The organism is Colwellia sp. BRX10-1, assembly GCF_014077545.1.
Lineage (GTDB): Bacteria > Pseudomonadota > Gammaproteobacteria > Enterobacterales > Alteromonadaceae > Colwellia_A.
Window position 1 is genome coordinate 88,601 of the sequence record NZ_JACGWC010000003.1, and the last position, 23,978, is coordinate 112,578.

Here is a 23,978-nt window from a genome sequence, read left to right on the forward strand (position 1 = left end):
CTAAACCTCCTTACTTAACGTGTCAGCAGCTTCAACGATGGCTTTTTTAATGCGTTGGTAGGTACCGCAACGACAAATATTACCTTGCATTGCCGTATCAATTTCAGCTTCAGTGGGGGAAGCATTAACCGCTAACAAGCTCGCCGCATTCATAATTTGTCCGGCCTGACAATATCCACATTGGGGAACATTATTATTTAACCAAGCTTTTTGTAACGGGTGGTCACCCTTTTCGGATAGTCCTTCAATGGTGGTGATTTTTTTATCAACCAAGGTACTTACTGGAGTAATACATGAACGTATGGCTTGGCCATCAACGTGAACGGTACAAGCACCACACAAACCACTACCACAGCCGAATTTGGTGCCAGTGAACTCCAAGTTGTCTCGAAGAAACCATAAAAGTGGCATATCACCATCTACCGTAATTTCATGGGCTTTTCCGTTGATTATCATCGACTGTTTCATAAGTACTATCCTATTTTTGTGTGATCCTAGATTAGCTTGATATGGCCCATTACACAAAAGTAAAATCGGCAAACAATCAAATATCTACGACCAAAGACAGATTGTGCTGTTATCAGCGCTAAAAGTCAGGTTTTCACATAATTATTGTCTATAATTTATTGAAAACCTGTCTATAGTTAGTGCAATATTAAAACAAAACTCTAAGGCTCACATGTGTAGCAAGAAAAAACTAATACTGTTGTTATTCATTATTTTTAACCTACTGACGTTTACTTCCTCACAAGCGCAGACCCTTCGTAATGACGAACCGATAAAAATTGTCTTAAACGATTGGACAAGTCAGTTGGTTTTATCTCATATTACAGCCGAATTATTCGAGGGCATGGGCTACTCTGTTATTTTTTCAAAAAAAACCACAGGTGCTCAATGGGGGGCACTGCAACGTGGCTTAGCACATGTACAAATGGAAGTGTGGCAAGGCACCATGGAGAAAATGTATACCCGCATGATAGATGAAGGTGGCATTATCGATGCAGGTTCTCATGATGCGAAAACGCGTGAAGAATGGTGGTTCCCTGACTATGTGCTAGACCTCTGTCCGGGCTTACCCTCTTGGCGAGCGTTAAATAGTTGTGCGCACTTATTTGAAACTAAAGAAACCTCACCGAGGGGACGCTATCTTGGAGGACCTTGGGAGAAACCCGATGGGGCGAAAATAAGAGCACTAGACCTTAAATTTAAAGTAGTTACTGCTAACAATAGTGATGAGCTTTGGGAAATACTCGATAAAGCGATACGTAATAAGCAACCCATAGTGTTATTTAATTGGACACCTAATTGGATTGAAGCAAAATATAAAGGTCAATTTGTTGAGTTTCCACGCTACCACTCTGACTGTGAAACAAAACCTGAATGGGGCGAAAATAAGAATTTTTTGCACGATTGCGGAAATCCTACCGATGGTTGGTTAAAAAAAGTCGCTTGGCATGAAATGCCAATAAAATGGCCGTGCGCATTCGAAACACTCACTAAAATTAACTTTAGTAACGCAATGTTAGCTAAGTTGGCGTACGAAGTAGATGTAAACAAATTGACCTATCAAGAAGCCGCAACACAATGGCTGGCAGACAATCAACAGCTTTGGCAGTCTTGGATTTCACCATCGTGCCAAATAACAAATAAAATAACAGGTTAATTCGAGTGAAAAAAAATAAAATTTCAATTAATCATTCCATTGGTTTTACTCTACTACGTGGTGTTTTTTCTATTTATATTATTGTCGCGATTGTTGTCACTTTGACACATATGACAATAGAATATTTCAATGTAAAACAAATGATTAAAAATGATCTCGTGCTTTATCAATCCACTTACGAGCAGCCTTTATCTGATGCTCTGTGGGATCTTGACGAAGACCGCATAAACACCATCATCGATGGCGTTATTAAACTGCCTTCGATAACATCGGTGCAGATATTTGATACAAACAATAATATTATTGCTCAACGAACAAGTGACGTTCATCTTGCTTCTAACGAAATCATTGCGGTTGATTTTTTAATCGATCATTATTTTGATATTGAATATCGTCGTGAAGACGAAAATTCATTGGTGGGTGTTGGCGTATTCTATTCAGATAGAGATGTCATACTGAGCAAGTTAAGTACTGGCTTTACGCTAATCATTATTAACTCAATTATCAAAACGCTGGCGCTTTGGGGGATATTTCTTTGGTTAGTAAGACCCATGTTAATTAAACCCCTTGAAGAATTTAGCCATGCTGTAGAAAAATTAAATGTTGATGATTTAGACGACTTTAAGTTGAAAATAGACTCTCCTAAACGAAATGAATTACATGTACTTGCCGATAGTTTTAATCAAATGGCTTTTCGCCTTAACGGTTCACTTCAAGAGATAAAAGCAAGTGCCTTTGCACTTAATCATGCAAATAATTACCTAGAACAATTACTGTTAAGTGCCCAAGAAATGATGCAGGTAAATGACAAAGAAGCGTTATTTAAGCAGTATGTACAGTTTTTACACAAAGGTGTCGACACCTTGCAATCTAGTCAGTTAACGATTACTTATTTGAATCGGATCACTAAAAGTGCCAATGAATTTACTCATGTAAATTATCAATTAAGCGCTGAAGTGATAAAAGGCCATTCATTACTTCATTTTATTAAATGTAGTGAAGAGACCACTGATCAACTGCCTGTAAAATATCAAGCGTTAGCAGCAAAGGCCTTTATGGTGAGAAATGAGATGTCGTCTGAGCTTGTTGTTCCCTTAATGTCAAAAAACCAGCTATTGGGTGTCGTCACACTAGGCTTATTAAAAGAAACCCCACTATCTTTGGCTGATCACTCATATATAGAAACCTTGACTCAACTTTTGGTGCTAATTTTTACTCAGCTTGATAATCAACAATATTTGGAATTTCAAGTAAAAAAACGTACCTTGGAACTTGAACGTTCATATCAAGAAATTGAACAAAAAGCGTCAGAATTAGAAAGGGTAAGTAATTATAAATCACAGTTTCTAGCAAACATGAGTCACGAAATACGTACTCCAATGAATGGTATCTTTGGCTCGCTGCAGATTTTACAAAACTCTGTCGACAATGAAGAATCACATGAGATTATTTTAACCGGATTGTCATCTTGTAAAAGCTTGTTAACCATTTTGAATGATATTTTGGATTTTTCTAAAATTGAGGCAGGCAAAGTAGAGTTTGAGGCCAATTCTTTTGACTTAAAGGAACTGCTCAACAATCTTTATAATGAATTTAAACCGATAGCGGTCGAAAACTCAATCACATTAGCATTGAATTTTGATGATCATTTTCATCAATATTGGCTAGGTGATGTAACGAGAGTAAAGCAGGTCTTGATTAATATTATCTCTAATGCACTTAAGTTTACTCATCAAGGTAGCGTAAATATTAATATTAGTGGCTCACAAGAAGTCGTTATTAAGGTGATCGACACGGGCATAGGCATGTCTGAATATGCATTGAACAGTATTTTTGACCGTTTTGAACAAGCGGATAAGTCGACGACCAGAAAATACGGTGGCACCGGTTTAGGTGTTAATATCGCTTTGAATTTAGCTAAAATGATGGGGGGTAATATAGAGGTACAAAGCAAGCTAGGTGAAGGGAGTTGTTTCGTTATTTCTTTACCTTTGACTCGAACAAATAAACAGAAAATATTGAAAGAAAAAGCACTTTTGGCGACACCGCAATTAAAAAACATCACTATTTTACTTGCTGAGGATACTGCTATTAATCGCACCATATTTAATAAGTTAATGGCGCCAACCAGTGCCAATATATTAATGGCGAAAAACGGCGCTGAATGTATCGAGCTGTTTAAAACTCATCATCCTAAGGTTATCTTTATGGATATTCAAATGCCGGTAATGGATGGTGTTGAAGCCTGTAAAATTATTAGAGCAAGCTCTAATATTCCGATCGTTGCGATAACGGCAAATGTTATGAGTGAAGATGTTGAGTTATACAAAGAGATAGGCTTTGATCGCGTGCTAAGTAAACCTGTACAGCTACAAGAGCTTTACGAGGCTTGTACTAAATACATTGTATGATGGGCATATTTCGATTTTAAGTTATGTTGAGCAGGCGCGATAATCCTTTGATTATCTTGTGATAAAACAGCAAATTTAAAACTTTGGAAAAATTTGATTTCTGCCAGCATTTTTCGCTTGGTAAAGCTGCTTATCTGCACAGTTGATCATTTCATCAATGGTTTGGTTGTCTTTGAATTGCTCAATGCCCATACTCATCCTGACATTAATATCATGGCCTTCATAATGAACAATATGGTGTTGGAGTTTTTCTTGGATTTTTTCTGCTAAAACATGGGCACTTTTGGCTTGGGTTTGCGGTAAAATAAATAAAAACTCTTCTCCACCCCAACGAGCAATACAGTCTTGCTCCCTCATACCATTGGTAAATATTTTTGCCAACTCAATTAATACTGCATCACCCGCATTATGACCGTACTTATCATTAATTTTTTTAAAGTGGTCAATGTCACATAAAATAATAGATAAAGATTCTTTACTTCGAATGACACGTGCTTGTTCTCGTTTTAACAGAGTAAGCGCAGCACGGCGATTAGATAATTGGGTTAGGGGATCTAAATGCGCCAAGCGTTGATATTTTTCACTTAGTTTTAAGGTGTGCTGATAAGATTGATCTCTTGAATATTCATATAGAGCAGAAAGAAAAGTCACGGTTAAAAAAGAGTATAATAAGCGTAATTTAAATTCAGTACTGTAGGCAGTATGAGGAATGATTTCCGTAGGTATACTCATGATTGCAATAGATATTATTACAAAGAACATAATCTCTATCAGACCACGTTTTAGGCCATGAACAAATACTGAGACAGGAGCAACAATAAATATCCATAGTGGACCTGTATTCTCAACGCCACCAGTATATATAAGGTAAAACATTAATATATATAAAGAATACAGAATAATTGCAGAACTTAATTTAATGTTGTTAAATTTTTTGTGGGCATAATAACCGATGAAATAAATCAAGCTGGCGATGAATAATGATATCGCTAAAACAAAGTTTTTGTTAAAAAGACCAACAATTCCCATAACAGCCGTTATCGACATACCTACTAATGCAAATAATGAAATGACATGAGGTTGATGAAATTTTTCGTTATCAAAGTGGTTCATTTTAGCTTATTCTCACAAAATCCTTTTTAGCGAAGGTGTTATTTCGCTGTTTATTTGTTCACTATAACAGTTTGTATAATGGTTTTAAATATTTACTAATCTCTTAATAACAACCGTTTATTCGATGTTTAATACTTTTTTTAATGGTGCTAAGTAAGGTTCAAAGTGACGCCATTGCTCGGTAGCACTTTTATAAATCGGCTGACGGACTTGCTCAGAGCTTGGCGTTTTAATGGTGCGTTTGGTTTTATGAAAATCAACACAAGATTGTTCAAAGCTTAAGCCACAAAAATCAAGTATTCTTCTGACCTGCTTTTCTAAGTCATCAACAACATCTTCGTGATTAACCGTTAAAACAAATCCCGGCAGTACTTGCTGCCAATGAGACATTAATTTCAGATAAGCCTGGTAGTAACGGCCAATGTCTTCAAGGCGGTAACTAAAATCTTGTCCTTCGGCAAATAATTGCTTAAAACCACTAAAGCAACAAGCCATTGGTTGGCGTCTTGCGTCAATAATTTTAGCGTTTGGCAGTATTAATTTAATCAAACCTATGTGTAAAAAATTGTTAGGCATTTTATCAATAAAAAGAGGGGCCTGTTCACGATAGACTCGTGTTTCATCAATAAACTGTTGACCGAAGCGTTTAAAATATGTCGGATTAATTTCAGCTAAATTTTTGGGGTATTGGCTTTCTTTATGGCTTTCCTGCTCATTTTTATTATTCTCGCGCCCGCGTAACCTCGACGCTAAGCCTAAAATGTTGTGCAGTTCCATCGTGCCATCAACTTGACTGTGTGAAGCCAGTATTTGTTCAAGCAGGGTTGAACCTGCACGGGGTAAACCAACAATAAAAATAGGATCCGGTGAGTTAAGGCCTAAATTGCGACGAACTTCAAATAACTCGTGGGTACAGTATTTTATTTGTTCAGCGACTTGTTGTTCTATTTTATTAATGTCAAAGCCATTGCTAGCATGCTGTAATTCATTACCTTGCTGATAAGCTTCAAAGGCTTGCTGATAGTCTTCTCTGTCTTCAAAGGCTTTACCGGTAGCAAAATGTAATTGCACTTTGTCGGTTATCGCCAAATTCTCATCCGTACGCTGGTGTTGCATTTTGGTAATTTCTTCATCACTAAAGCGGTAGGTTTTCGTATTGGCTAAACTCCAAAATGCATCACCGTAGCTGGGGTTTAATTGATAAGCTTTTTGGTAAGCAGCAACCGCTTTTTTGATATCGCCTTGAGCTTTTAGCGCATGACCAAGTTGTAAATAGAAACCGGGGATCTTGTTATCTTGTTTGATGGCTTGCTCAAACAAAGTTATAGCTTGTTCTATTTTACCTAAGCCTGTCAACGTATTGGCTTTGGCGATTTTATAGCTAAGATTGTCTGGTTGTGTCAGTAGTAATATTTCAACCTGCTGCTCTGCGGCTTTATATTTACCTAAACGGATAAGAAGGTTTAGATATTGAGAGCGTGCATGAATATGATCAGGAGCTAATTCAAGGGCGCTAGCCAGTAAAAATTCAGCATCGTCATAAACTTTTAGCTCCATACCTATTTCAGCAAGTAGGCACATGCCATCGACATGACGCTTGTTGTTCTGTAAAAAATGTCGACAAATTTGCTCAGCCTTTAATAATTTCCCTTCATACATTAATTCGGTAACCGCCAGTAATGCCGGCGGTAATTTTTTCAATTTTTCGAGATGGTTAGCTGCCTTTTGCACTTGTTCTTGTTGGCTGTCTTGTCGATAAATTTGAATTAGCTCATGCCAACTACCCACTAAACTTGGATTAAGTTGTACGGCCTTTTCAAAGGATAATTTAGCTTGCTTAACTTTGTTTAAGGCTAAATACGTATAACCTTGTTCTTGATTTGCTCGGCTGTGCAGGGCATCAAGTTTAAGTAACGCGTTAATACTGGTGAGTGCTTGGGTAAATTCTTTGCTATATCGCTGGGCAATAGCCATTAAATACCATAATTCAATGTGGTCTTGCTGTTCGGTGACTTGTTGTTGCAGTGCTTTACTTTGTGCAATCGCTTCGCTAAATTTTGCCGTTTGGATTAAGGTTTGAATCGACTTTAAGTGTGTTTCAATCGGGGGGACAGTTGTGTTGTTCAACGATTTTGCTCCAAGGCAGTTTAACAAGTGGTCTTGCTCTGATGAGATACTCTATCAATAAAAAGCCGCTTGATACAAAGTTCAAGCGGCTTTATTTAGTTTTTAGTTAAAAGTTAATTAACATTAACGCTTAATAAAAATCATACGAGAATCTAAAACCTACAGTACGAGGTCTGTTAGAAACAACTTTTGGCGTATATTGTTGTGTATCTACGTATAGAATGGCACTTTTATCAGTTAAGTTATCGATAAAAAATTCTGCTTTCCATTCGTCGTTAGTCACACCAAAGCTTAAGTTGGCCAAAACGTAACTATCTTGAATGTAACGACCACCGGCAAAGGTTTCTCCGTTACTACTTTGATAGTTAACACCTTTATAGACATCAGCTTCTTTTTGAATACTTAAACCTGAACCTGTGCCATAAACTAAATTAGTCGCATCTTCGACCATGTAAGCATCCATCGCCATACCCGCAAGTCTTTCGCCGGTATAACTGATTGAACCGTTAATATAACCGGTTAAATCGCCAGAGATATTATAGTAATATTCTGCTTGTAGGTTGCCTGAAAATTTAGCTGAATAAGGTAATCTACTACCAACACTTGGTGCAATGCCATCAAGTACGTCATTAACTGATGTTAATTCAGTATCAATTAAGCTGAACGCGCCCGAGATAACTAAGTTGTCAGTCACTACCCAGCTAAAATCACCATCAATACCTTTGATCTCTGCATCACCTACGTTATCAGTAAATACTAAGAAACTGATATTGGTTGGGTCATAGCGTGAGGTCTGTAGATCAGATATTTTTGAATAATAAGCTGTGGCATTAAAGCGTAGTGATTGGTCAAACAAGGTTGATTTAAAACCAACTTCAATGTTATCTAAGCTATCGGTAGTTGAGTATACGGGTATACGGAAGCCTTCAAAAGCGCCTTCTTGGTTTGCAGCAGAACCACCACCTACACGGTTAGTAACCGGCGGTCTAAAACCTTCTGAATATGAGGCAAAGACCATCACATCGTCCGTTACTTTCCAATCAACGGAGGCTTTGATAATCGTATCATCTACGGTTAATTTACCACTATTATCAAGTAAACTTGTGTCTAACTGACCGCTAGCAATAGCCTCTTTAATGGCCGTTGCTTCTTCTTCACCAAAAAATTCGTTTAAGGCAGCGTCACTTCCGTCACCAAAGGCACGTAATCGACCACTAACATCAGCGGTTGTTGTCGACCCTTTATAAATGTCATCAATTTGATACCAACGGGCACCAAAACTTGCGGTAACTGTGTCGGTTATGTCATAAGCAAACTGACCAAATACCGCGACTTGATCTATCGTGTGGGTAACATCATTAACAAAGCTGACTTCAGCAGGGAAAGGCCCACCATTACTGTTAATACCTTCACTACCAACAAGAGTTCTTTGTAAATCAGGAAAAAGTTCAGTATTGGCTATTTTAAATTGACCCACTGATGATACTTCTTGCGTGTCATAAAAAACACCAGCCGTAACACGCCAGTCTTTATCAGCAGGCGTATTGAAACGTAGCTCATGAGTCATACGAGAGGTACTAGTTTCTTCTTTGTAATACTTAGTTGGGTCAAGACACTCTTGTGCTTCAGGTGCACTTGCGTAGTTACAAACATAATAAGCTGAAAATTGACCACCATTGGTATAACCGGTGTAATCAATCGTTGAATTAATATCTCTGTCTAAGTAACCACCAGTATAAACGATATCAAGTTGCTCAAGGCGACCTTCTAGTGTCCAGGTGGTTAAACCAAAATCATCATTGTTATTTTCTGGTACAAAACGGTTTGTTGATGTTTGACCTTCAAGATTTGGATCATAAGAAAACACACCTTCAGTATCGAGAGACTGTTGAGTGTGTTGAACTAAAAGGTTCCATTCGTCATTGATCAAGTATGAGGCACCAAAACGTGCACCAGCATAATTAGCAGTGTTAAAGTCGTCTTCTACTAAAGCATCGTTTTGTGGTGCGGTAGTTGGAGTATTTTCTGGATCAGCTAATTTAGCAAAATTAGCTGAAATTCTATCAATAACTACTGCACTACCGTTGTAACCACCTTGACCAGGGACATTGCGAATATTATCTATCCAACCGCCTTGGTGATCATTGTAAGTAGCAACACGAACAGCAAGTGAATCTGTTAAAGACATATTGAAATAAGCTTCAACAGAATTACTTAAGTCCCCACCTTTTGTGGTACTTGTGCTGGTATCAAAACCGGCAGAAAAACCATCATGGTTTGGTTTTTTGGTAATCAAGCGAACTGTGCCCGATTGCGAGCTAGCACCAAAAAGTGTGCCTTGTGGCCCAGGTAAAACTTCTATACGTTCAACATCAGTCGCGTAAACATCTAAGTTACGTCCTTGCATAGAAACGGGTTGTTCGTCTAAGTAAAAAGCAACTGACGGTTGCAATGCCTGTACTGACGAGACAGATATGTTTGTTTGTGCGGTAGCTGCACCACGGATATATATTTCATTTTGTCCAGGGCCAGTGCCCTGAAAAACAACATTAGGTAAAAATTCTACATATTCGTCAAAATTTGACACCCCAAGTTTTTCTAAACTAGCACCCGTTAAGGCGGTAACGGTAACAGGAACATCTTGAATAGACTCTGTGCGTTTAGTTGCAGTAACTTCAATAACTTCTATCGTTGCTTTTTGTTGCTTTGTGACTTCTTCAGCAGAGAGAGCGCTCGATGCAGCTAGTGCTGTAAGCACAGCATAATGCAACTTAGTGAATTTCATATTAAGTATCCCTTGGTGTTTAATTATGTTTTGAGTTGATATTATTAGAGTTCTAACTATATTTATTCGCGTATAGCTTAACAAAAAATAGGACTTATAGATAATTTTTACAAATCTTTATATATTAGTTGGTGTATTTGTGTTTCTAATAGAGCATTTGTTCCTCTTTAAATTTTCTTGTGTTGTATACAGAATTGTTTACAGCATGACTTAAGTCGATATAATATCAATACTAATTAAAATCAGGGGAAGAATTTGCCTACAACCGTTAAGAGTCAATTAAACAAGAAGGTATTTGGCAGTGCCTCCGCTATTATTATTGCCTTGTTAGTTTATACCGCTGCACTACCTCAACAGGCGCAAAGTTTATTCACACTTATTCAAACGAGTATTATTGAAAATGGTAGTTGGTTCTATGTACTGACTGTTGCCTTCATCTTCTTTTTTGTTATCTTTTTAGGCGTTTCTCGTTATGGCGATATTCGCTTAGGTCCAGATCATTCAACACCTGACTACACCTTAGTCTCTTGGCTGTCGATGCTCTTTGCTGCTGGAATGGGCATTGGCTTAATGTTTTTTGGTGTCGCAGAACCCTTAATGCACTATTTGTCACCACCAACAGCAGAAACAGGTACGGTTGAAGCCGTGCAAGAAGCAATGAAAATGACATTTTTTCATTGGGGACTTCATGCCTGGGCTATCTATGCCATTGTTGCCTTAGTATTAGCCTATTTTAGTTATCGTCATAATTTACCATTAACGTTACGCTCTGCGCTATATCCTTTGATTGGAGACAGAATATATAAATGGCCAGGACATTTAGTCGACATTTTTGCTGTGGTGAGTACGGTCTTTGGTGTTGCTACTTCGCTGGGCTTAGGTGCCTCACAGGTTAATGCGGGTTTTGGTTATTTATTCGGTATTGAAGTCTCAGTCACTAATCAAATAATTATTATGTTTGGTATCACGTCACTTGCAGTTATATCAGTTGCCACAGGGCTAGATAAGGGTATTAAAATACTTTCTGAAACCAACATGGTTTTAGCGGTGATCTTGTTGTTTTTGATTTTTGTGCTCGGTCCAACAGTCTTTTTATTACAAGCCTATTTACAAAATATTGGTGATTATTTAGCGGATATTGTTCATAACACCTTTAATTTATTTGCCTACAAGAAGACTGACTGGATAGGTGGCTGGACAATTTTCTATTGGGGCTGGTGGTTGGCGTGGGCACCTTTTGTGGGTTTGTTTATTGCCAGAATTTCACGTGGCCGTACTATCAGAGAATTCATTATCGGCGTTATGCTAATACCCACGGTCTTCACTTTATTTTGGATGACTATTTTTGGTAATAGTGCGATTGATTTGGTTTATAATCAAGGCATTGTCGAATTAGGAGAGATGGTCAGCAAAGACTCATCCGTTGCCTTGTTTGTCTTTCTTGAAAACTTCCCATTATCTTCGGTGTTATCATTCTTTAGTGTCTTAATGATTGTGATATTTTTTGTCACCTCCTGTGATTCAGGCGCTATGGTCGTTGATATGCTTTGCTCGCATGGCAAAAATGATACGCCGCTATGGCAACGTGTTTATTGGGCGGTAGGTATTGGTATCGTTGCGGCAATATTATTATTGGCTGGAGGTCTTAATGCCCTCCAAACCATGACTATTGCCAGTGCTCTACCTTTTACTATCGTATTATTACTGGCCATTGCAGGCTTGATTAAATCGTTAAGAGTTGAAGCTTTTAAGCAGGATAGTCAGCTAATCACAGCAATACCTCACTCAGGTAATGAGAATAGTGATAGTTGGCAAATGCGCTTAAAGAATGTTGTTGATTTCCCCAACAAAGCTAATGTCAGTAAGTTTGTTACGCAGACAGTAGTTCCAGCATTTGATTCCGTCGCTAAAGAGCTACAAGCCAATCAAATCAATGTTGAAATCTCACATGACGATGGGTTGACGCTAATTGTTGACCATGGAGAAGCACAAGAGTTTGTTTATCGGGTGTTAGCTCGTAAGTACTCTCAACCTGACTATGTTATTGAAGCCAATGAAGCGGAAGATGAGCAAAGTTATTATCGTGCGGAAGTTCACTTGGGCGAAGGTGGTCAAGACTATGACATTATGGGCTGGTCGAAAACGGCAGTAATCAATAATATTATTGATCAATACCACAAGCATTTGCATTTCTTACATTTACTACGCTAATAGACAACAGCTCGGGTTAAACCGAGCTGTATTTACTTATTAGATGCGTCAGCTTTACTATTGCTGCTGGCGCTCATCGCATCAAGCTCTAATAACGGAGCCGCATCTATTTCATTTGCATCCATCATTCCAGCCAATCGTTCCATCGATGAAAGCAACTGTGATTGCTCCCATTGCGCTAAATTCGAAAATTTATCAATAAAATGCTCTTGCAAAGCTTGGGGAGCATTGAGTAAAAGTGCTTGACCATCCTCGGTTAAATATAAGCTCACTCTGCGTTTATCTTGGGTACTACGTACTCTTGAAACTAGGCCTTTATTCTCTAGCCTATCCAAAATATTGGTCACGGTAGCAGCACTTAAATTAACATTTTTGGCTACTTGGCTTGAATTTATACCAGAAACTTTATCTATTTCTAGCATAATTAATAATTGTGGACTGGTTAAACCCGAAGTTTTATTAAGGTGTTTTGAATGTAAATCAATTGCCCTGATGACTTTCCTTAAGGCAATTAATAATTGTTGATGTTTTTCCATTACAGTGTGCTTCTTACTTTAATTACTATTAGTTTAATCAAAAAAATCAGCAACACCTAGATAAATTACCTAAATAGGCGTTATTAGATGGTTTTAAAGAGAAATTTAGACAAGCCCTATAACTAAAGGGACTTGAACCCACAGTAAGCGAAAATGGCATCACTGATGGATGTGTGTTCTATTTGAGATAAACTTATAAAGAATGGGGTGGCTAAAGGGACTTGAACCCACGGTAAGCGAAAATGGAATCACTGATGGTTTTATTTAATATGTTATAGGTGTGTTTATACAGAAATGGGGTGGTTAAAGGGACTTGAATCCACGGTAAACGAAAATGGAATCACTGATGGTTTTATTTAATATGTTATAGGTGTGCTTATACAGAAATGGGGTGGCTAAAGGGACTTGAATCCACGGTAAGCGAAAATGGGATCACTGATGGATGTGTGTTCTATTTGAGATAAACTAATAAAGAATGGGATGTCTAAAGGGACTTGAATCCACGGTAAGCGAAAATGGAATCACTGATGGATGTGTGTTTTCTTTGAGATAAACTTATAAAGAATGGGGTGGCTAAAGGGACTTGAACCCACGGTAAGTGAAAATGGCATCATTGATGGATGTGTGTTCTATTTGAGATAAACTAATAAAGAATGGGATGTCTAAAGGGACTTGAATCCACGGTAAGCGAAAATGGCATCACTGATGGATGTGTGTTTTCTTTGAGATAAACTTATAAAGAATGGGGTGGCTAAAGGGACTTAAATCCACTGTAAGCGAAAATGGAATCACTGATGGTTTTATTTAATATGTTATAGGTGTGCTTATACAGAAATGGGGTGGCTAAAGGGACTTGAACCCACGGTAAGCGAAAGTGGAACCACTGATGGATGTTCTATTTGAGATAAACTTATAAAGAATGGGGTGGCTAAAGGGACTTGAACCCTCGACAACCGGAATCACAATCCGGGGCTCTACCAACTGAGCTATAGCCACCACTGATATTACTTGAAGCGCCCAGTGATAAGGCGCGGAGAGTATATTGTATTTTTAAGCAGATTGACAAGGAAAATTTTTGCTTTTAAGCGTTTTATGGGCAACATTCAGCTTAACTGTACTTTTTGCTGATTATTAACTTAATTTTAGATGCTGTTTTACTAATGTCTCCTCATACTGTATTTTTACCTTAGGTCTTAAAATTACTATCCAGCGGATAATTTGGCGGTATAAATGTCACTAGACAAAATTTCTGAACAATTAAATAAGCTAACACCAGGTAACACTAAAAAATTACCACCGATAGAATCATGGAACCCACCGTATTGTGGCGAAATTGATCTACAGGTCAAAGGTAATGGCGACTGGTTTTATGGCGGCACAATATTTAAACGGTTATCGTTAGTTAAACTTTTTGCTTCGGTTTTATTAAGAGAAGTCGCTGGTGATCGCGACGAGTACTTTTTAGTGACACCCGCTGAAAAAGTTAAGATTATCGTTGAAGACGCCCCTTTTGTATTAACGCAATGGGCTTGGCAAGATGATAACAAATCAATAATGACGGTTAGTACCAATGTAGATGACGAGTTCGTGCTTGATGAAACTCATCCGTTAACGATGAATGCTAACGGCGAATTATATGTATTAGTGCGTCGTAATTTATTGGCAAAAGTTCACCGTAATGTTTATTACCAATGGGCCGATTTAGCACAAGAAGAGGTTACAGAAAAAGGCGTTGAATTAATTTTTTCAAGTGCTGACCACAAATTTAGTTTAGGAAAAATTGATTAAATTTCTCACCTTTATAGTTATTTATTATTTATAAAGGTGAGAGTTCCGCTTAAATTACCCGCGAGAAGCGCTGTTGGTTAACGTGTTGTTTCATGTAAGCATCAAAACTCATACAAATATTACGAATCAACAAGCGCGCTTTCTGATCTACTTTAATAAAATCAGCCGTATTTTCAACCAAACCATCACTGATAAAAGTTTTCAGTAGCGGTAAATCTTCAGCAAAATATTCTGCAAAATCGATATCGTACTTTTTACTGATCTGATGTTTATCAATATATAAATTACACATTAATTCACGAATAACTTCGCCACGGATCACGTCATCTGTTGATAAGCTAACCCCTTTCACTTGTGCATTTTTTCTAGTATCTATCGCTTTATAATAGGCTTGCAATTCTTTAATATTTTGACTGAAAGAAGTACCGATATTACTAATAGAAGAAACACCTAATCCTAACAAGTCACAACCACCCTTTGTAGTATATCCTTGGAAATTACGGTGCAGGGAACCCTCTTTTTGTGCAATAGAAAGTTCGTCATTAGGTTTAGCAAAGTGATCCATACCAATGAAATCGTAGCCAAATCCACAAAGCTTTTCGATGGCAAGTTTCATTAAGGCAAATTTTTCTTGCACGCTGGGTAACCATTCGTCACGTAATTTACGTTGGGCAGCAAATCGGTTTGGAATATGTGCATAGCTAAACAATGAAATACGGTCGACATCCATCTCATGAGCTTTGTTAAGCGTTTTTGTAAAGGTTTCTATAGTTTGGTGAGGCAAACCATAGATCAAGTCGATATTAATTGATTTGAAGCCCACTGCCTTTGCATGGGCAATAAAATCGCTAATAAATTCGGTTGATTGCACACGATTAATTGTTTCTTGTACTTTTTTGTCAATGTCTTGTACGCCAATACTTAGACGATTAAAACCTAAATCAAAGAGGTGTTCGGCAAGGTTCATTTCAATTTCACGCGGATCAATTTCTATACTCATTTCTACATGTTCAGCAAAAGTGAATTTTTCTTTTAATAAAGAGACTAATTTTGTGATTTGGATATGGGTTAAAAAGCTGGGTGTGCCGCCACCCCAATGGAGTTGTTTAACGGTGTATTCAGTAAAAAATTCAGCTCGTGAACTAATTTCTTCCGCTAAAAACTCTAAGTAGGTATCGGCCTTGTCACGGTGGCGGGTAATAACTTTATTACAGCCACAGTAGTAGCAAAGGCTATGGCAAAAGGGAATATGTACATACAAGGACAATTCACGGTTGGGTGAATCTTTCACTGCTTGGATGAAATCTTGTTCAGAAAATTCATCATGAAATTCTAATGCCGTTGGATAAGAGGTATATCTAGGTCCACTGGTATTATATTTAGACAGTAATTTAGGGTCAAAAAATTGATTTGCTTGCATGGTTGGTTACCGAGTTAGCCATTACTTATATACGCGTTATCAATCAAAATATAGATTGAATGGTAACGGGTATATGCTAAGCAACAGTTTAACAATGCAAACATTAACAATATTGATCGAGCGCAACAAAGCGTTATTAACTTAGTAAAAAGTTAACTTAGTAAAAAGTTAACTTGCTAGTGCACTCATACGTTCTTGAGCATATTGATGCAAAGAGATAACGTCAATATTTATCTGTGCGGATAAATCGCTCTCTGCTTTCATACGTTCAAAATCAAGTTTCATACGCTCATTTTTGGCAAGTTTCTTTCTTGCATCAAGAATAGGCATATGTTTAATTTTATCATAAAGTTCAAATACTGCAGGAAACTCTGCTGATAAACCACTGCTCAACTTTAAAGAATCGAGCAATACACTCAATCGCCAACAACCCTCAGCGATATCACATTGCTCTTCTTTCATTGCGTGGGCAATAATCACGACACTACTAAGGATCTTACTATCGTGCTTTGCTAAGGCAATTTTTTTATCTTGCTCTGCCTGTTTTATTTTAGCTGTTTGCGCTTTTAGCTGGCTTAATAAATTCACCGCATAAAAAGCAAGCGCAGCAATAATAATTACTCCGCCAACTACTATATAAATCCAAGGAGTTGAAAACATGATAAAGCCTTATTCGAATTTTGACAGGTCGCTGTTGTCAAATTTATCCCAAAGATCATCACCAGATTTTGCTTTGCTAGCTGTTTCAGGTGATTCGTCGTCGTCATCTTCATCTTCTATGCCGAGTATCTCACGTAGTTGTTGATGACGTTCCATTTTTTCATTGAAATAATCAACATCTTCGTTACTTAGCGAAATATCTTCATCTTGCTGGGCAAGGATACTTTGCAAGCGGCTATCTTCTTCAATAGCGAAGAGCTCTTGCTGCAATGAGGTATCAGCTTCAACAACACGAATAGCAGCAATTGGAGAGTTATCTGCTTTTACTTTGTTTTTGGCTTTAAAAGGTTGCACCGCCGCTGTTACCGGTCCGCCAAGATCTATTGGTTTTTTACTACCAATGCGCGGATCTTTCTTTTCTGTAGGTAAGTGAGATTCTTTACCTGCATCAAAAGCTTCTTTTTGTCGGTTGCCGGCTTGCTTTCCTGTTTTCTTCTTTGGTTTTCTATCAACAGGAACTAGGGCTTTTTTCTTATCATCTTTTACTGCGCCGATAGGACCATTGCCTTGTTTTCTAGATTTTTTGGTACGAGACATAAAATAATTTCGTTTTTAAATTCAATGGTTCTATTTTACGTTATATTGTAGGAAACAGCGATAGTGTTTTTCATGATTAATTTTCAGACATAAAAAAACGATGAACAAGTCATCGTTTTCATCAAACTTTAAGTGGTTATCCTAACCTATTAGCAATTCCGTTTATAAGCTTTAACGTATTATTATTTTTTATGTTGCGTTAAATACTCGGTTCATTTTTTATCGGTCATCCTGACACTTTATTGGGTTGTCCTTATCGGTCTATTGACCTAAATATTAACAATCATCCTGATATTAACTTAATCATCCGTATTCTTTAAAAGTAACCTCTCATAAGAGAAGGTTAAGGCTTTCCGTGCAATTCAATCCATTTTGTTATTTGGCTACAAAGTAGCTGGACAATACTTTACCTTAGTTTATAAATGTCGCAAGTTATAAATATACATTTATTTACAATTCATTGAGTATGAAAGGTTAACTTATTGTTTTTAAAGTCTATTGATTTATTTAAAAGTTAATGAATGGTAAAAATATGTTTTCTCTATGGTTAATGTCTTACATAAATAATCACAAATAGAGTACATTATTACGCTCGCTTTATATACGAAACCCTTCGTTTTATGTACTGATGTCCTATTTCGTTCAGTTAATGATAGAAATTTGTTGTGATTTTTAGGTTATACCATGTGCGCAATAAACTAAGCTAAATAGAAATAATAGCTTAGTTTTATTTATTGGATATTGTTTGACCATTAACGAGGGGCAAAATAGTTTTATTCGTGTAACCAAGCCGCGTGTTTTGGTGCAACTTTAGTAACAGCCCACTCTTCAATCATTAAAGGAGCAACCCTTTTTAATTCTTTCATTTGTTCAACTGTACCGGTATTCGCTGCTAATTCTAAGCGATGACCACTCGGGTCAAAGAAATAAATTGATTTAAATACACCATGATGAACTGGGCCTAATACATCAACACCTTTACTTTGTAACTCTTCTTTTGCGGCGACAAGTGCATCAACATCTTCAACTTCTAATGCGATGTGCTGTACCCATGTTGGTGTGTTTTCATCTCGGCCCATGGTTGGAGAATTAGGAATTTCAAAAAAGGCTAAAACATTACCCATGCCCGCATCTAGAAATATGTGCATATAAGGGTCTGGTGCCTTAGTCGACGGTACCTCATTTTCAGCAATGGCTACCGTTAGCTCCATGTTCAAATGTTCTTTGTACCAATCAACAGTAACTTTTGCATCAGTACAACGATAAGCGACGTGGTGAATTCGTTTCATTTTGATCATTTTAAACCCTTAATATTCTAGTTTTGAAAGCAATAAGGTTATTTTTGCACAAAGTAACTTTTGTTACTAGTTTGTGGGTTTTTAATTACACTAGCGTTTTACTTTTTTGTGGCAAAAAATTTACAGTTAATTTTTACAGCGCCATTTTTTGCTAAGCGTGCTGTCCACTTCTGTAATAGCGATGGCCGCCAGTGGTGAATCAATAAAAATAATGTGACCGGTCATTAACTGATCATCACGAAAATAGTGGCAGGTTAGCTCAGTATTTTCTGGTAAATGATCAGCCAGTTGCTGCAACGATTTTTCAGTCACTTTGATATTATTTACGGCAAGTAAAATATCGTTAACTGCCAAGCCGGCTTCAGCTGCAGGAGAGTTTTCAATAACCTGAGTAATTTTCACGCCTAGAGGTAACGCGCTATATTGTGCACCGATATAAGGAGAATAAGCGTTATTGTCAGTAGTCTCTAAGCTATTAAACTTCTTGAACTTTTGAGCAGTAAAGGCAATACCTACTTGCTTAAGTAACGGTGCTAATTCAATACGTTGAGCATTGTTAAGTAAGGCTTGAAAAGCCACTGTAATATCGTCATTACAGAGAATATTGGCAATGTTTATAAAGTCTTCCTCACAGGTACCAATATTTGTTCTACCAAAATGTATCCATAATTCACGCATTAATGTGTCTAAGCTGTAGACACCTGCTGACTTTTCTCTAATCGTTAAATCTAGCCAGAGTGCAATTAAAGCGCCCTTAGTATAATAACTAACAATATTATTTACGCCATCTGGTCCTTGTTGATAAAACTTGGTCCAAGTATCAAAGCTGGAGTCGCTGACACTTTGTTTTAGTTCCCCTTTACCCCGGTATACTCGGGTAGCTGTCTTAGATAATTGCAGTAAATAGTCTTCAAAACTGATCAATCCACTGCGAAACAATGAAAAATCATCATAATAAGACGTGATGCCTTCATAGGCCCACAATTGTCTCGTGTGAACTTCGTGCTGTAAGTTGTAGGGAATAAATTCTTTCGGTTTAATGCGGCATACATTCCAAGCGTGAAAGTATTCATGTGAACATAAGCTGAGAAAAGTTTGATAATTTTCAGACGTTTCATCAGGTCTCTTAGGGTTGGGTAAATCAAAGCGACTGGCTTGTAAAATTGTCGAGTTTTTATGTTCAAGCCCACCAAAACCGCTGCCTAACAAATGGGTAATAAACCAGTACTCTTTAAAAGGGACCTCACCAAATAAGTTAATATGATGCTGGCAAAGCTTAGCTACATCTCGTTTTAGGCGCTCCCGATCACCAAAATGTTGGCTAGTAAAGACTAAGTGATGGGTAATACCTTCGACAACAAATTCAAAAGCATCGAAGTGACCAATGGCAACAGGACAATCGATAAGTTCTTGATAGTTTTTAGCAATATAATCACCTAATTGATATTTATCAGTGCCTTTAGCGCGTGTTAAGCCCGTGGCAACTCGCCAACTATTTAACTGTGGCGACAATTTAGTCGTTAATTCTTGTGGTAATGCAATAGTTAACTGACAGCGTTCATCTGGCAATTCTTGCACTTGTAAAAAAGTTGAACTGCCATTAAAAAAGCCACGTTCACTGTCTAAGTAAGCGGTGCGTACCGATAAATCAAAAGCGAATACTTGATAACATATTGAAGTGTTGACACTTGTTGCGGTAAATTGCCAAGTTTGTTTGTCGGTTTTATTCAGCGCAATTGCCGCAGTATTTTGAGCTGCTTTTTGATCGCTGTTATAAGCGCTAATTTCCGTAATATTTTTTGCGAAGTCACGGATCATATAGCTACCCGGTAACCAAGCGGGTAGCGATAAATGGTAAGTCTTATCAACTTGTGTGGTAAAAGAAAGCGTAACCAAAAATAAATGACTGTTTAGATTTTGAGGCGTTATTTGGTAGTGGATCATCGGAAAAGACAACTAATTAAGACAAAAGGTTATGGCTTAATGTAGCAGAAATAGTGAATGAAAACAGTAAAGCACCCAGCGTATTGGGTGCTTTACTCGTTACGTTTACCTTATAAATTAACCGCTAAAGTAAAATAACTGTTTTGCCCTGATTCAAACAGACACGCTGCTCGGCATGCATTCTAACCGCATGAGACAATGCTGTTGCTTCAATGTCGTGACCACTATGAACCATCTGCTCTATCGTCAGGCTATGGTTAATGGCTTTTACTTCTTGCACAATAATAGGTCCTTCATCTAAGTCACTAGTAATATAGTGGGCGGTTGCGCCAATCACTTTCACACCACGTTGGTGGGCTTGATGGTAAGGTTTTGCGCCTTTAAAGCTCGGTAAAAAAGAATGATGAATATTAATCGCTCGACCTTGCCATTGTTGACAAAAATCATCAGACAAAATTTGCATATAACGCGCAAGTACTAATAAGTCTGTTTTGTAATTTATTAATAAGGCTTGTAGTTCACTTTCTTGTTGCGCTTTTGTCGAAGAAGAAATAGGTAAGTGATGAAAAGGAATTTTATGCCAATCAACTAAAGCTTGGCAGTCCTGATGGTTTGAAACCACAGCAGCAACATTAATAGGTAAAACACCGGCTTTAACTTTGGTTAATAACGACACCAAGCAATGGTCATCTTTAGATACCGCGATAACGACATTTGGAAAATCATCACGTTCTCTTAATTGAAAGTTCATCGCAAGCGGTTGGGCTAATTCGGCTATGGCTTGACGGAATTGTGCAATTGAAACGGTTAAATTTCTGTCATCAAATGCGATACGCGAGAAAAAAATCGAGGTGTACGGGTCGCTGTACTGTGAGGTTTCAGTAATAAAAGCGCCGTGTTGATAAAGGCTCTGAGAAACTTTTGCTAATACTCCTGAAGTATCAGGGCATTGCCAAGTTAAAATATAGTGATTAATGGGTTTCATACCTGACTCCAAAAAATAATGAATATGGAGTCAGTGTGACAGGTTTTTAATCAAGCAATTAGTTTATTGCGCTATAAGCTAAAATCTTTATTGAGTATGAGTAACTTGTGAGATTATTGACCGCTATTTTTTTCATCATTTGCTTGATGCACTTTATGATAATTTTTGATAAAAAGTGCTTCAACTTTTTCACGTGCCCAAGGTGTTTTACGTAAAAACTTTAAGGTTGAATTGATACTAGGATCTTCAGTGAAGCATTTGATTTTTATTTGTTGACTAAGCGCAGGGTAACCAAAATATTCAACAAGTTCGGTAACAAGTGCTTTTAAGGTAATGCCGTGTAATGGGTTGAAAGGTTGATTGTCCATAAGAGTAATTAGCGATACTATCAATAAAAATATAGCGTTATTTTATCAGATTAATTTTGAAGTTGCTTTCAAAAGATTAAATGCAACGGGAAGTTGGATCTAGATATTTCCAGTGCTATGGTAATGCCATGAAGTTAGCTAATAAAGTAAGAGAGATCATCAGTGATTAAATTAAAATTTTCCCATAAAATTATTATGGTGACTACGGTATTATTACTAATAGCCTTGTCGGTATCTACATCAATTAATTATATATTCTTAAAAGATCACACCCAAAAAAATCTTAACAATGCCATCGATGAAATAGGCCGTTCGGTTTCTGGAAATATTGCTAACTGGTTAACGAATCGTCTACAAATAATCGATGCAGTGGCGCTTAATATTACTGACATTAATAGTCATGAAGAAATTTTTCATGCGGTTCAGCAAGCAGTAAAAGCCGGGAAGATGAAAAATACCTTTGTTGGACTAGCCAGTACCGGCGAATTTATTCTTGATGATTTAACGATACAACTCCCAGAAGGTTTTGATATTCGTCAGCGCCCTTGGTATTTGCTTGCAAAAGAAGGACGTAAGTCTTCTTTTACTGAAACTTATATAGATGCCACGACGGATCAAAAAGTATTGACTGCTGTAGCGCCTATTTTGAAAAATGGACAATTTGTTGGTGCAGCAGGAGGTGATATTTTTCTAGATGAGATTTCATCGATTCTGAATGAAATTGATTTTCTTGATTTAGGCTATGCCTATTTAATGACTTCAAAAGGGAAGATTCTCAGTCATCCTGATGTGAAATATGTCGATAAAGATGTGAGTGAATTATTAGGTCAAACACCGCCATTTTCGAGTGACTTAAATGAGATTAATAATAACACCATAGTTTCATTTATCCCCATTAAAGGCATTGACTCGGTTAATTGGTATGTAGGTGTCGTACTTGACAGCGAAAAAGCTTACCAACCCATGGTGAACTCGAGAAACATTGCCATTATTGTGGTTATAGCTAGCTTACTTGCAACAATTATTCTTATGCATTTATTGTTTAGCTATTTAATGAAACCTATTCATACCTTAAACCTTGCCATAAAAGGTATTTCTCGTGGCGACGGTGATTTAACCCAACGTTTATCGGTTGAGAGCCACGATGAGTTTGGTGAACTATCAGAAAACTTTAATGATTTTATAGAAACTATGCATCATTCGATGCGACGAGTTAAAGAGTCAGCGGCAAATTTACAACAGCAGATTGGCCAAGTTCGACAAAGCTCACAAGTCGGTATTGATATGGCGGATCAACAGCTTAATCGTGGTGAAAGTGTATCGACAGCGGTAACCGAGTTAAATAACTCTTCACAAGAAATTTCGACTAACGCACTAACGGCTTCTAACTTAACATCGGGCATGCAAGCGCAGTCAAATGAAGGGCTGGTGGCACTCAATGAAAATATTCAGTCAATTGAACATTTGTCGAAAATAATGACACAGTCAAGCGGCGAAATCGAAAAATTAAGCAGTGAAACTAAAAATATAGTCAGCATTTTAGATGTTATTAAAGGGGTTAGTTCACAAACTAATTTACTCGCGTTAAATGCCGCTATTGAAGCAGCACGAGCAGGGGAGCAGGGTCGAGGTTTTGCTGTGGTAGCTGATGAAGTTAGACAGTTAGCACAACGCACTCAAGAAGCGGCACTTGAAATCGAAACCATGATTGATAACTTAGAAACAGGCACCGACGCGGTGGTTATTTCTATGGACGAAAGTCAAAAAAATAGTACCAGTAGTGTACAAAAAGCCAAAGTAGCCGACGAAAAAATGCAATTAATTATTCATATGCTACAACAGGTTGATAATGAAAATCATGCAGTAACTGAAGCTACTCAACAACAAGTTAATGTGATCAGATCAATTGATGAAGATATATTAAATTTGATGGATTTAAATCAGCAAGGCGTACAAAATTTACAGCAAACGCAGCAAGCTTGTGACAGTTTACAACAAGAATTCACCGGCTTAAATGATATAGTGGGTAAGTTTAAAGTCTAACGAGCAAGTGTAAAAAAAAGCTAGATAAG

General features: G+C 37.4%; 17 protein-coding genes and 1 tRNA gene. 5 read left to right on the forward strand and 13 right to left on the reverse strand.

The genetic code is table 11. The features are described from left to right. Window positions 1-468 (reverse strand): (2Fe-2S)-binding protein, encoded by a 468-nt coding sequence (locus H4J75_RS04325; RefSeq protein WP_259364808.1) that lies wholly within the window; start codon window positions 466-468, stop codon window positions 1-3. Window positions 469-679: 211 nt separating this feature from the next. Here H4J75_RS04325 and H4J75_RS04330 point away from each other — a divergent pair, with 211 nt between their 5' ends. Together H4J75_RS04330 and H4J75_RS04335 are read left to right on the forward strand one after the other, a co-directional pair. Beyond that, a complete protein-coding gene (locus H4J75_RS04330; protein ID WP_182215377.1) occupies window positions 680-1,663 on the forward strand; it encodes an ABC transporter substrate-binding protein in 984 nt (327 codons plus the stop codon). A 5-nt stretch (window positions 1,664-1,668) separates the two neighbouring features. Next, on the forward strand, window positions 1,669-4,074 hold the full coding sequence (locus H4J75_RS04335) for an ATP-binding protein (protein ID WP_182221447.1): 2,406 nt from the start codon (window positions 1,669-1,671) through the stop codon (window positions 4,072-4,074). 75 nt (window positions 4,075-4,149) lie between these two features. Here the strand turns inward: H4J75_RS04335 and H4J75_RS04340 are convergent, their stop codons facing one another. The 3 genes from H4J75_RS04340 to H4J75_RS04350 form a co-directional block, all read right to left on the reverse strand. Then, entirely contained in the window at window positions 4,150-5,187 is a 1,038-nt protein-coding gene (locus tag H4J75_RS04340; RefSeq protein ID WP_259366358.1) for a GGDEF domain-containing protein, read from the reverse strand. Between the two features lie 117 nt (window positions 5,188-5,304). Then, window positions 5,305-7,314 (reverse strand): tetratricopeptide repeat-containing sulfotransferase family protein, encoded by a 2,010-nt coding sequence (locus H4J75_RS04345; protein ID WP_182221448.1) that lies wholly within the window; start codon window positions 7,312-7,314, stop codon window positions 5,305-5,307. Window positions 7,315-7,444: 130 nt separating this feature from the next. Continuing rightward, on the reverse strand, window positions 7,445-10,099 hold the full coding sequence (locus H4J75_RS04350) for a TonB-dependent receptor (protein WP_182215382.1): 2,655 nt from the start codon (window positions 10,097-10,099) through the stop codon (window positions 7,445-7,447). 255 nt (window positions 10,100-10,354) lie between these two features. Here H4J75_RS04350 and H4J75_RS04355 point away from each other — a divergent pair, with 255 nt between their 5' ends. After that, on the forward strand, window positions 10,355-12,310 hold the full coding sequence (locus H4J75_RS04355) for a choline BCCT transporter BetT (RefSeq protein ID WP_182215383.1): 1,956 nt from the start codon (window positions 10,355-10,357) through the stop codon (window positions 12,308-12,310). A 32-nt stretch (window positions 12,311-12,342) separates the two neighbouring features. Here the strand turns inward: H4J75_RS04355 and H4J75_RS04360 are convergent, their stop codons facing one another. Both H4J75_RS04360 and H4J75_RS04365 read right to left on the reverse strand, forming a co-directional pair. After that, on the reverse strand, window positions 12,343-12,846 hold the full coding sequence (locus H4J75_RS04360) for a MarR family winged helix-turn-helix transcriptional regulator (protein WP_182221449.1): 504 nt from the start codon (window positions 12,844-12,846) through the stop codon (window positions 12,343-12,345). A 920-nt stretch (window positions 12,847-13,766) separates the two neighbouring features. Next, window positions 13,767-13,842, reverse strand: a tRNA-His gene (locus H4J75_RS04365). 234 nt (window positions 13,843-14,076) lie between these two features. Between H4J75_RS04365 and H4J75_RS04370 the strand changes: the two genes are divergently transcribed. After that, window positions 14,077-14,634, forward strand: coding sequence for a DUF1285 domain-containing protein (locus tag H4J75_RS04370; protein WP_182180442.1), 558 nt, complete (start codon window positions 14,077-14,079; stop codon window positions 14,632-14,634). Window positions 14,635-14,683: 49 nt separating this feature from the next. Here H4J75_RS04370 and hemN read toward each other — a convergent pair whose 3' ends face one another. The 7 genes from hemN to H4J75_RS04405 form a co-directional block, all read right to left on the reverse strand. Beyond that, window positions 14,684-16,054, reverse strand: a complete 1,371-nt coding sequence (gene hemN, locus H4J75_RS04375) for an oxygen-independent coproporphyrinogen III oxidase (protein WP_182221450.1) — start codon at window positions 16,052-16,054, stop codon at window positions 14,684-14,686. A gap of 168 nt (window positions 16,055-16,222) precedes the next feature. Then, a complete protein-coding gene (locus tag H4J75_RS04380) occupies window positions 16,223-16,714 on the reverse strand; it encodes a DUF2489 domain-containing protein (RefSeq protein ID WP_182221451.1) in 492 nt (163 codons plus the stop codon). Window positions 16,715-16,723: 9 nt separating this feature from the next. Further along, on the reverse strand, window positions 16,724-17,311 hold the full coding sequence (gene yihI, locus H4J75_RS04385; protein ID WP_182221452.1) for a Der GTPase-activating protein YihI: 588 nt from the start codon (window positions 17,309-17,311) through the stop codon (window positions 16,724-16,726). 773 nt (window positions 17,312-18,084) lie between these two features. After that, window positions 18,085-18,609 (reverse strand): VOC family protein, encoded by a 525-nt coding sequence (locus H4J75_RS04390; protein ID WP_070375174.1) that lies wholly within the window; start codon window positions 18,607-18,609, stop codon window positions 18,085-18,087. Window positions 18,610-18,735: 126 nt separating this feature from the next. Then, window positions 18,736-20,553: a M61 family metallopeptidase gene (locus tag H4J75_RS04395; RefSeq protein WP_182221453.1), complete on the reverse strand. Its 1,818-nt coding sequence runs from the start codon at window positions 20,551-20,553 to the stop codon at window positions 18,736-18,738. A 124-nt stretch (window positions 20,554-20,677) separates the two neighbouring features. Then, window positions 20,678-21,538: a formyltetrahydrofolate deformylase gene (gene purU, locus H4J75_RS04400; protein ID WP_083277966.1), complete on the reverse strand. Its 861-nt coding sequence runs from the start codon at window positions 21,536-21,538 to the stop codon at window positions 20,678-20,680. A gap of 113 nt (window positions 21,539-21,651) precedes the next feature. After that, the gene (locus tag H4J75_RS04405; protein ID WP_182221454.1) at window positions 21,652-21,906 is read right to left on the reverse strand and encodes a VF530 family DNA-binding protein; all 255 of its coding nucleotides are present in this window, start codon (window positions 21,904-21,906) and stop codon (window positions 21,652-21,654) included. 162 nt (window positions 21,907-22,068) lie between these two features. Here H4J75_RS04405 and H4J75_RS04410 point away from each other — a divergent pair, with 162 nt between their 5' ends. Continuing rightward, window positions 22,069-23,949 (forward strand): methyl-accepting chemotaxis protein, encoded by a 1,881-nt coding sequence (locus H4J75_RS04410; RefSeq protein ID WP_182221455.1) that lies wholly within the window; start codon window positions 22,069-22,071, stop codon window positions 23,947-23,949. Window positions 23,950-23,978 lie beyond the last annotated feature (29 nt).

What these genes read in the sequence shown, in the direction of transcription:
- H4J75_RS04325 (WP_259364808.1), bottom strand. Translation starts at nt 468, where the DNA reads ATGAAACAGTCGATGATAATCAACGGAAAAGCCCATGAAATTACGGTA.
- H4J75_RS04330 (WP_182215377.1), top strand. Translation starts at nt 680, where the DNA reads ATGTGTAGCAAGAAAAAACTAATACTGTTGTTATTCATTATTTTTAAC.
- H4J75_RS04340 (WP_259366358.1), bottom strand. Translation starts at nt 5,187, where the DNA reads ATGAACCACTTTGATAACGAAAAATTTCATCAACCTCATGTCATTTCA.
- H4J75_RS04350 (WP_182215382.1), bottom strand. Translation starts at nt 10,099, where the DNA reads ATGAAATTCACTAAGTTGCATTATGCTGTGCTTACAGCACTAGCTGCA.
- H4J75_RS04360 (WP_182221449.1), bottom strand. Translation starts at nt 12,846, where the DNA reads ATGGAAAAACATCAACAATTATTAATTGCCTTAAGGAAAGTCATCAGG.
- H4J75_RS04370 (WP_182180442.1), top strand. Translation starts at nt 14,077, where the DNA reads ATGTCACTAGACAAAATTTCTGAACAATTAAATAAGCTAACACCAGGT.
- hemN (WP_182221450.1), bottom strand. Translation starts at nt 16,054, where the DNA reads ATGCAAGCAAATCAATTTTTTGACCCTAAATTACTGTCTAAATATAAT.
- H4J75_RS04380 (WP_182221451.1), bottom strand. Translation starts at nt 16,714, where the DNA reads ATGTTTTCAACTCCTTGGATTTATATAGTAGTTGGCGGAGTAATTATT.
- yihI (WP_182221452.1), bottom strand. Translation starts at nt 17,311, where the DNA reads ATGTCTCGTACCAAAAAATCTAGAAAACAAGGCAATGGTCCTATCGGC.
- H4J75_RS04390 (WP_070375174.1), bottom strand. Translation starts at nt 18,609, where the DNA reads ATGATCAAAATGAAACGAATTCACCACGTCGCTTATCGTTGTACTGAT.
- H4J75_RS04395 (WP_182221453.1), bottom strand. Translation starts at nt 20,553, where the DNA reads ATGATCCACTACCAAATAACGCCTCAAAATCTAAACAGTCATTTATTT.
- purU (WP_083277966.1), bottom strand. Translation starts at nt 21,538, where the DNA reads ATGAAACCCATTAATCACTATATTTTAACTTGGCAATGCCCTGATACT.
- H4J75_RS04405 (WP_182221454.1), bottom strand. Translation starts at nt 21,906, where the DNA reads ATGGACAATCAACCTTTCAACCCATTACACGGCATTACCTTAAAAGCA.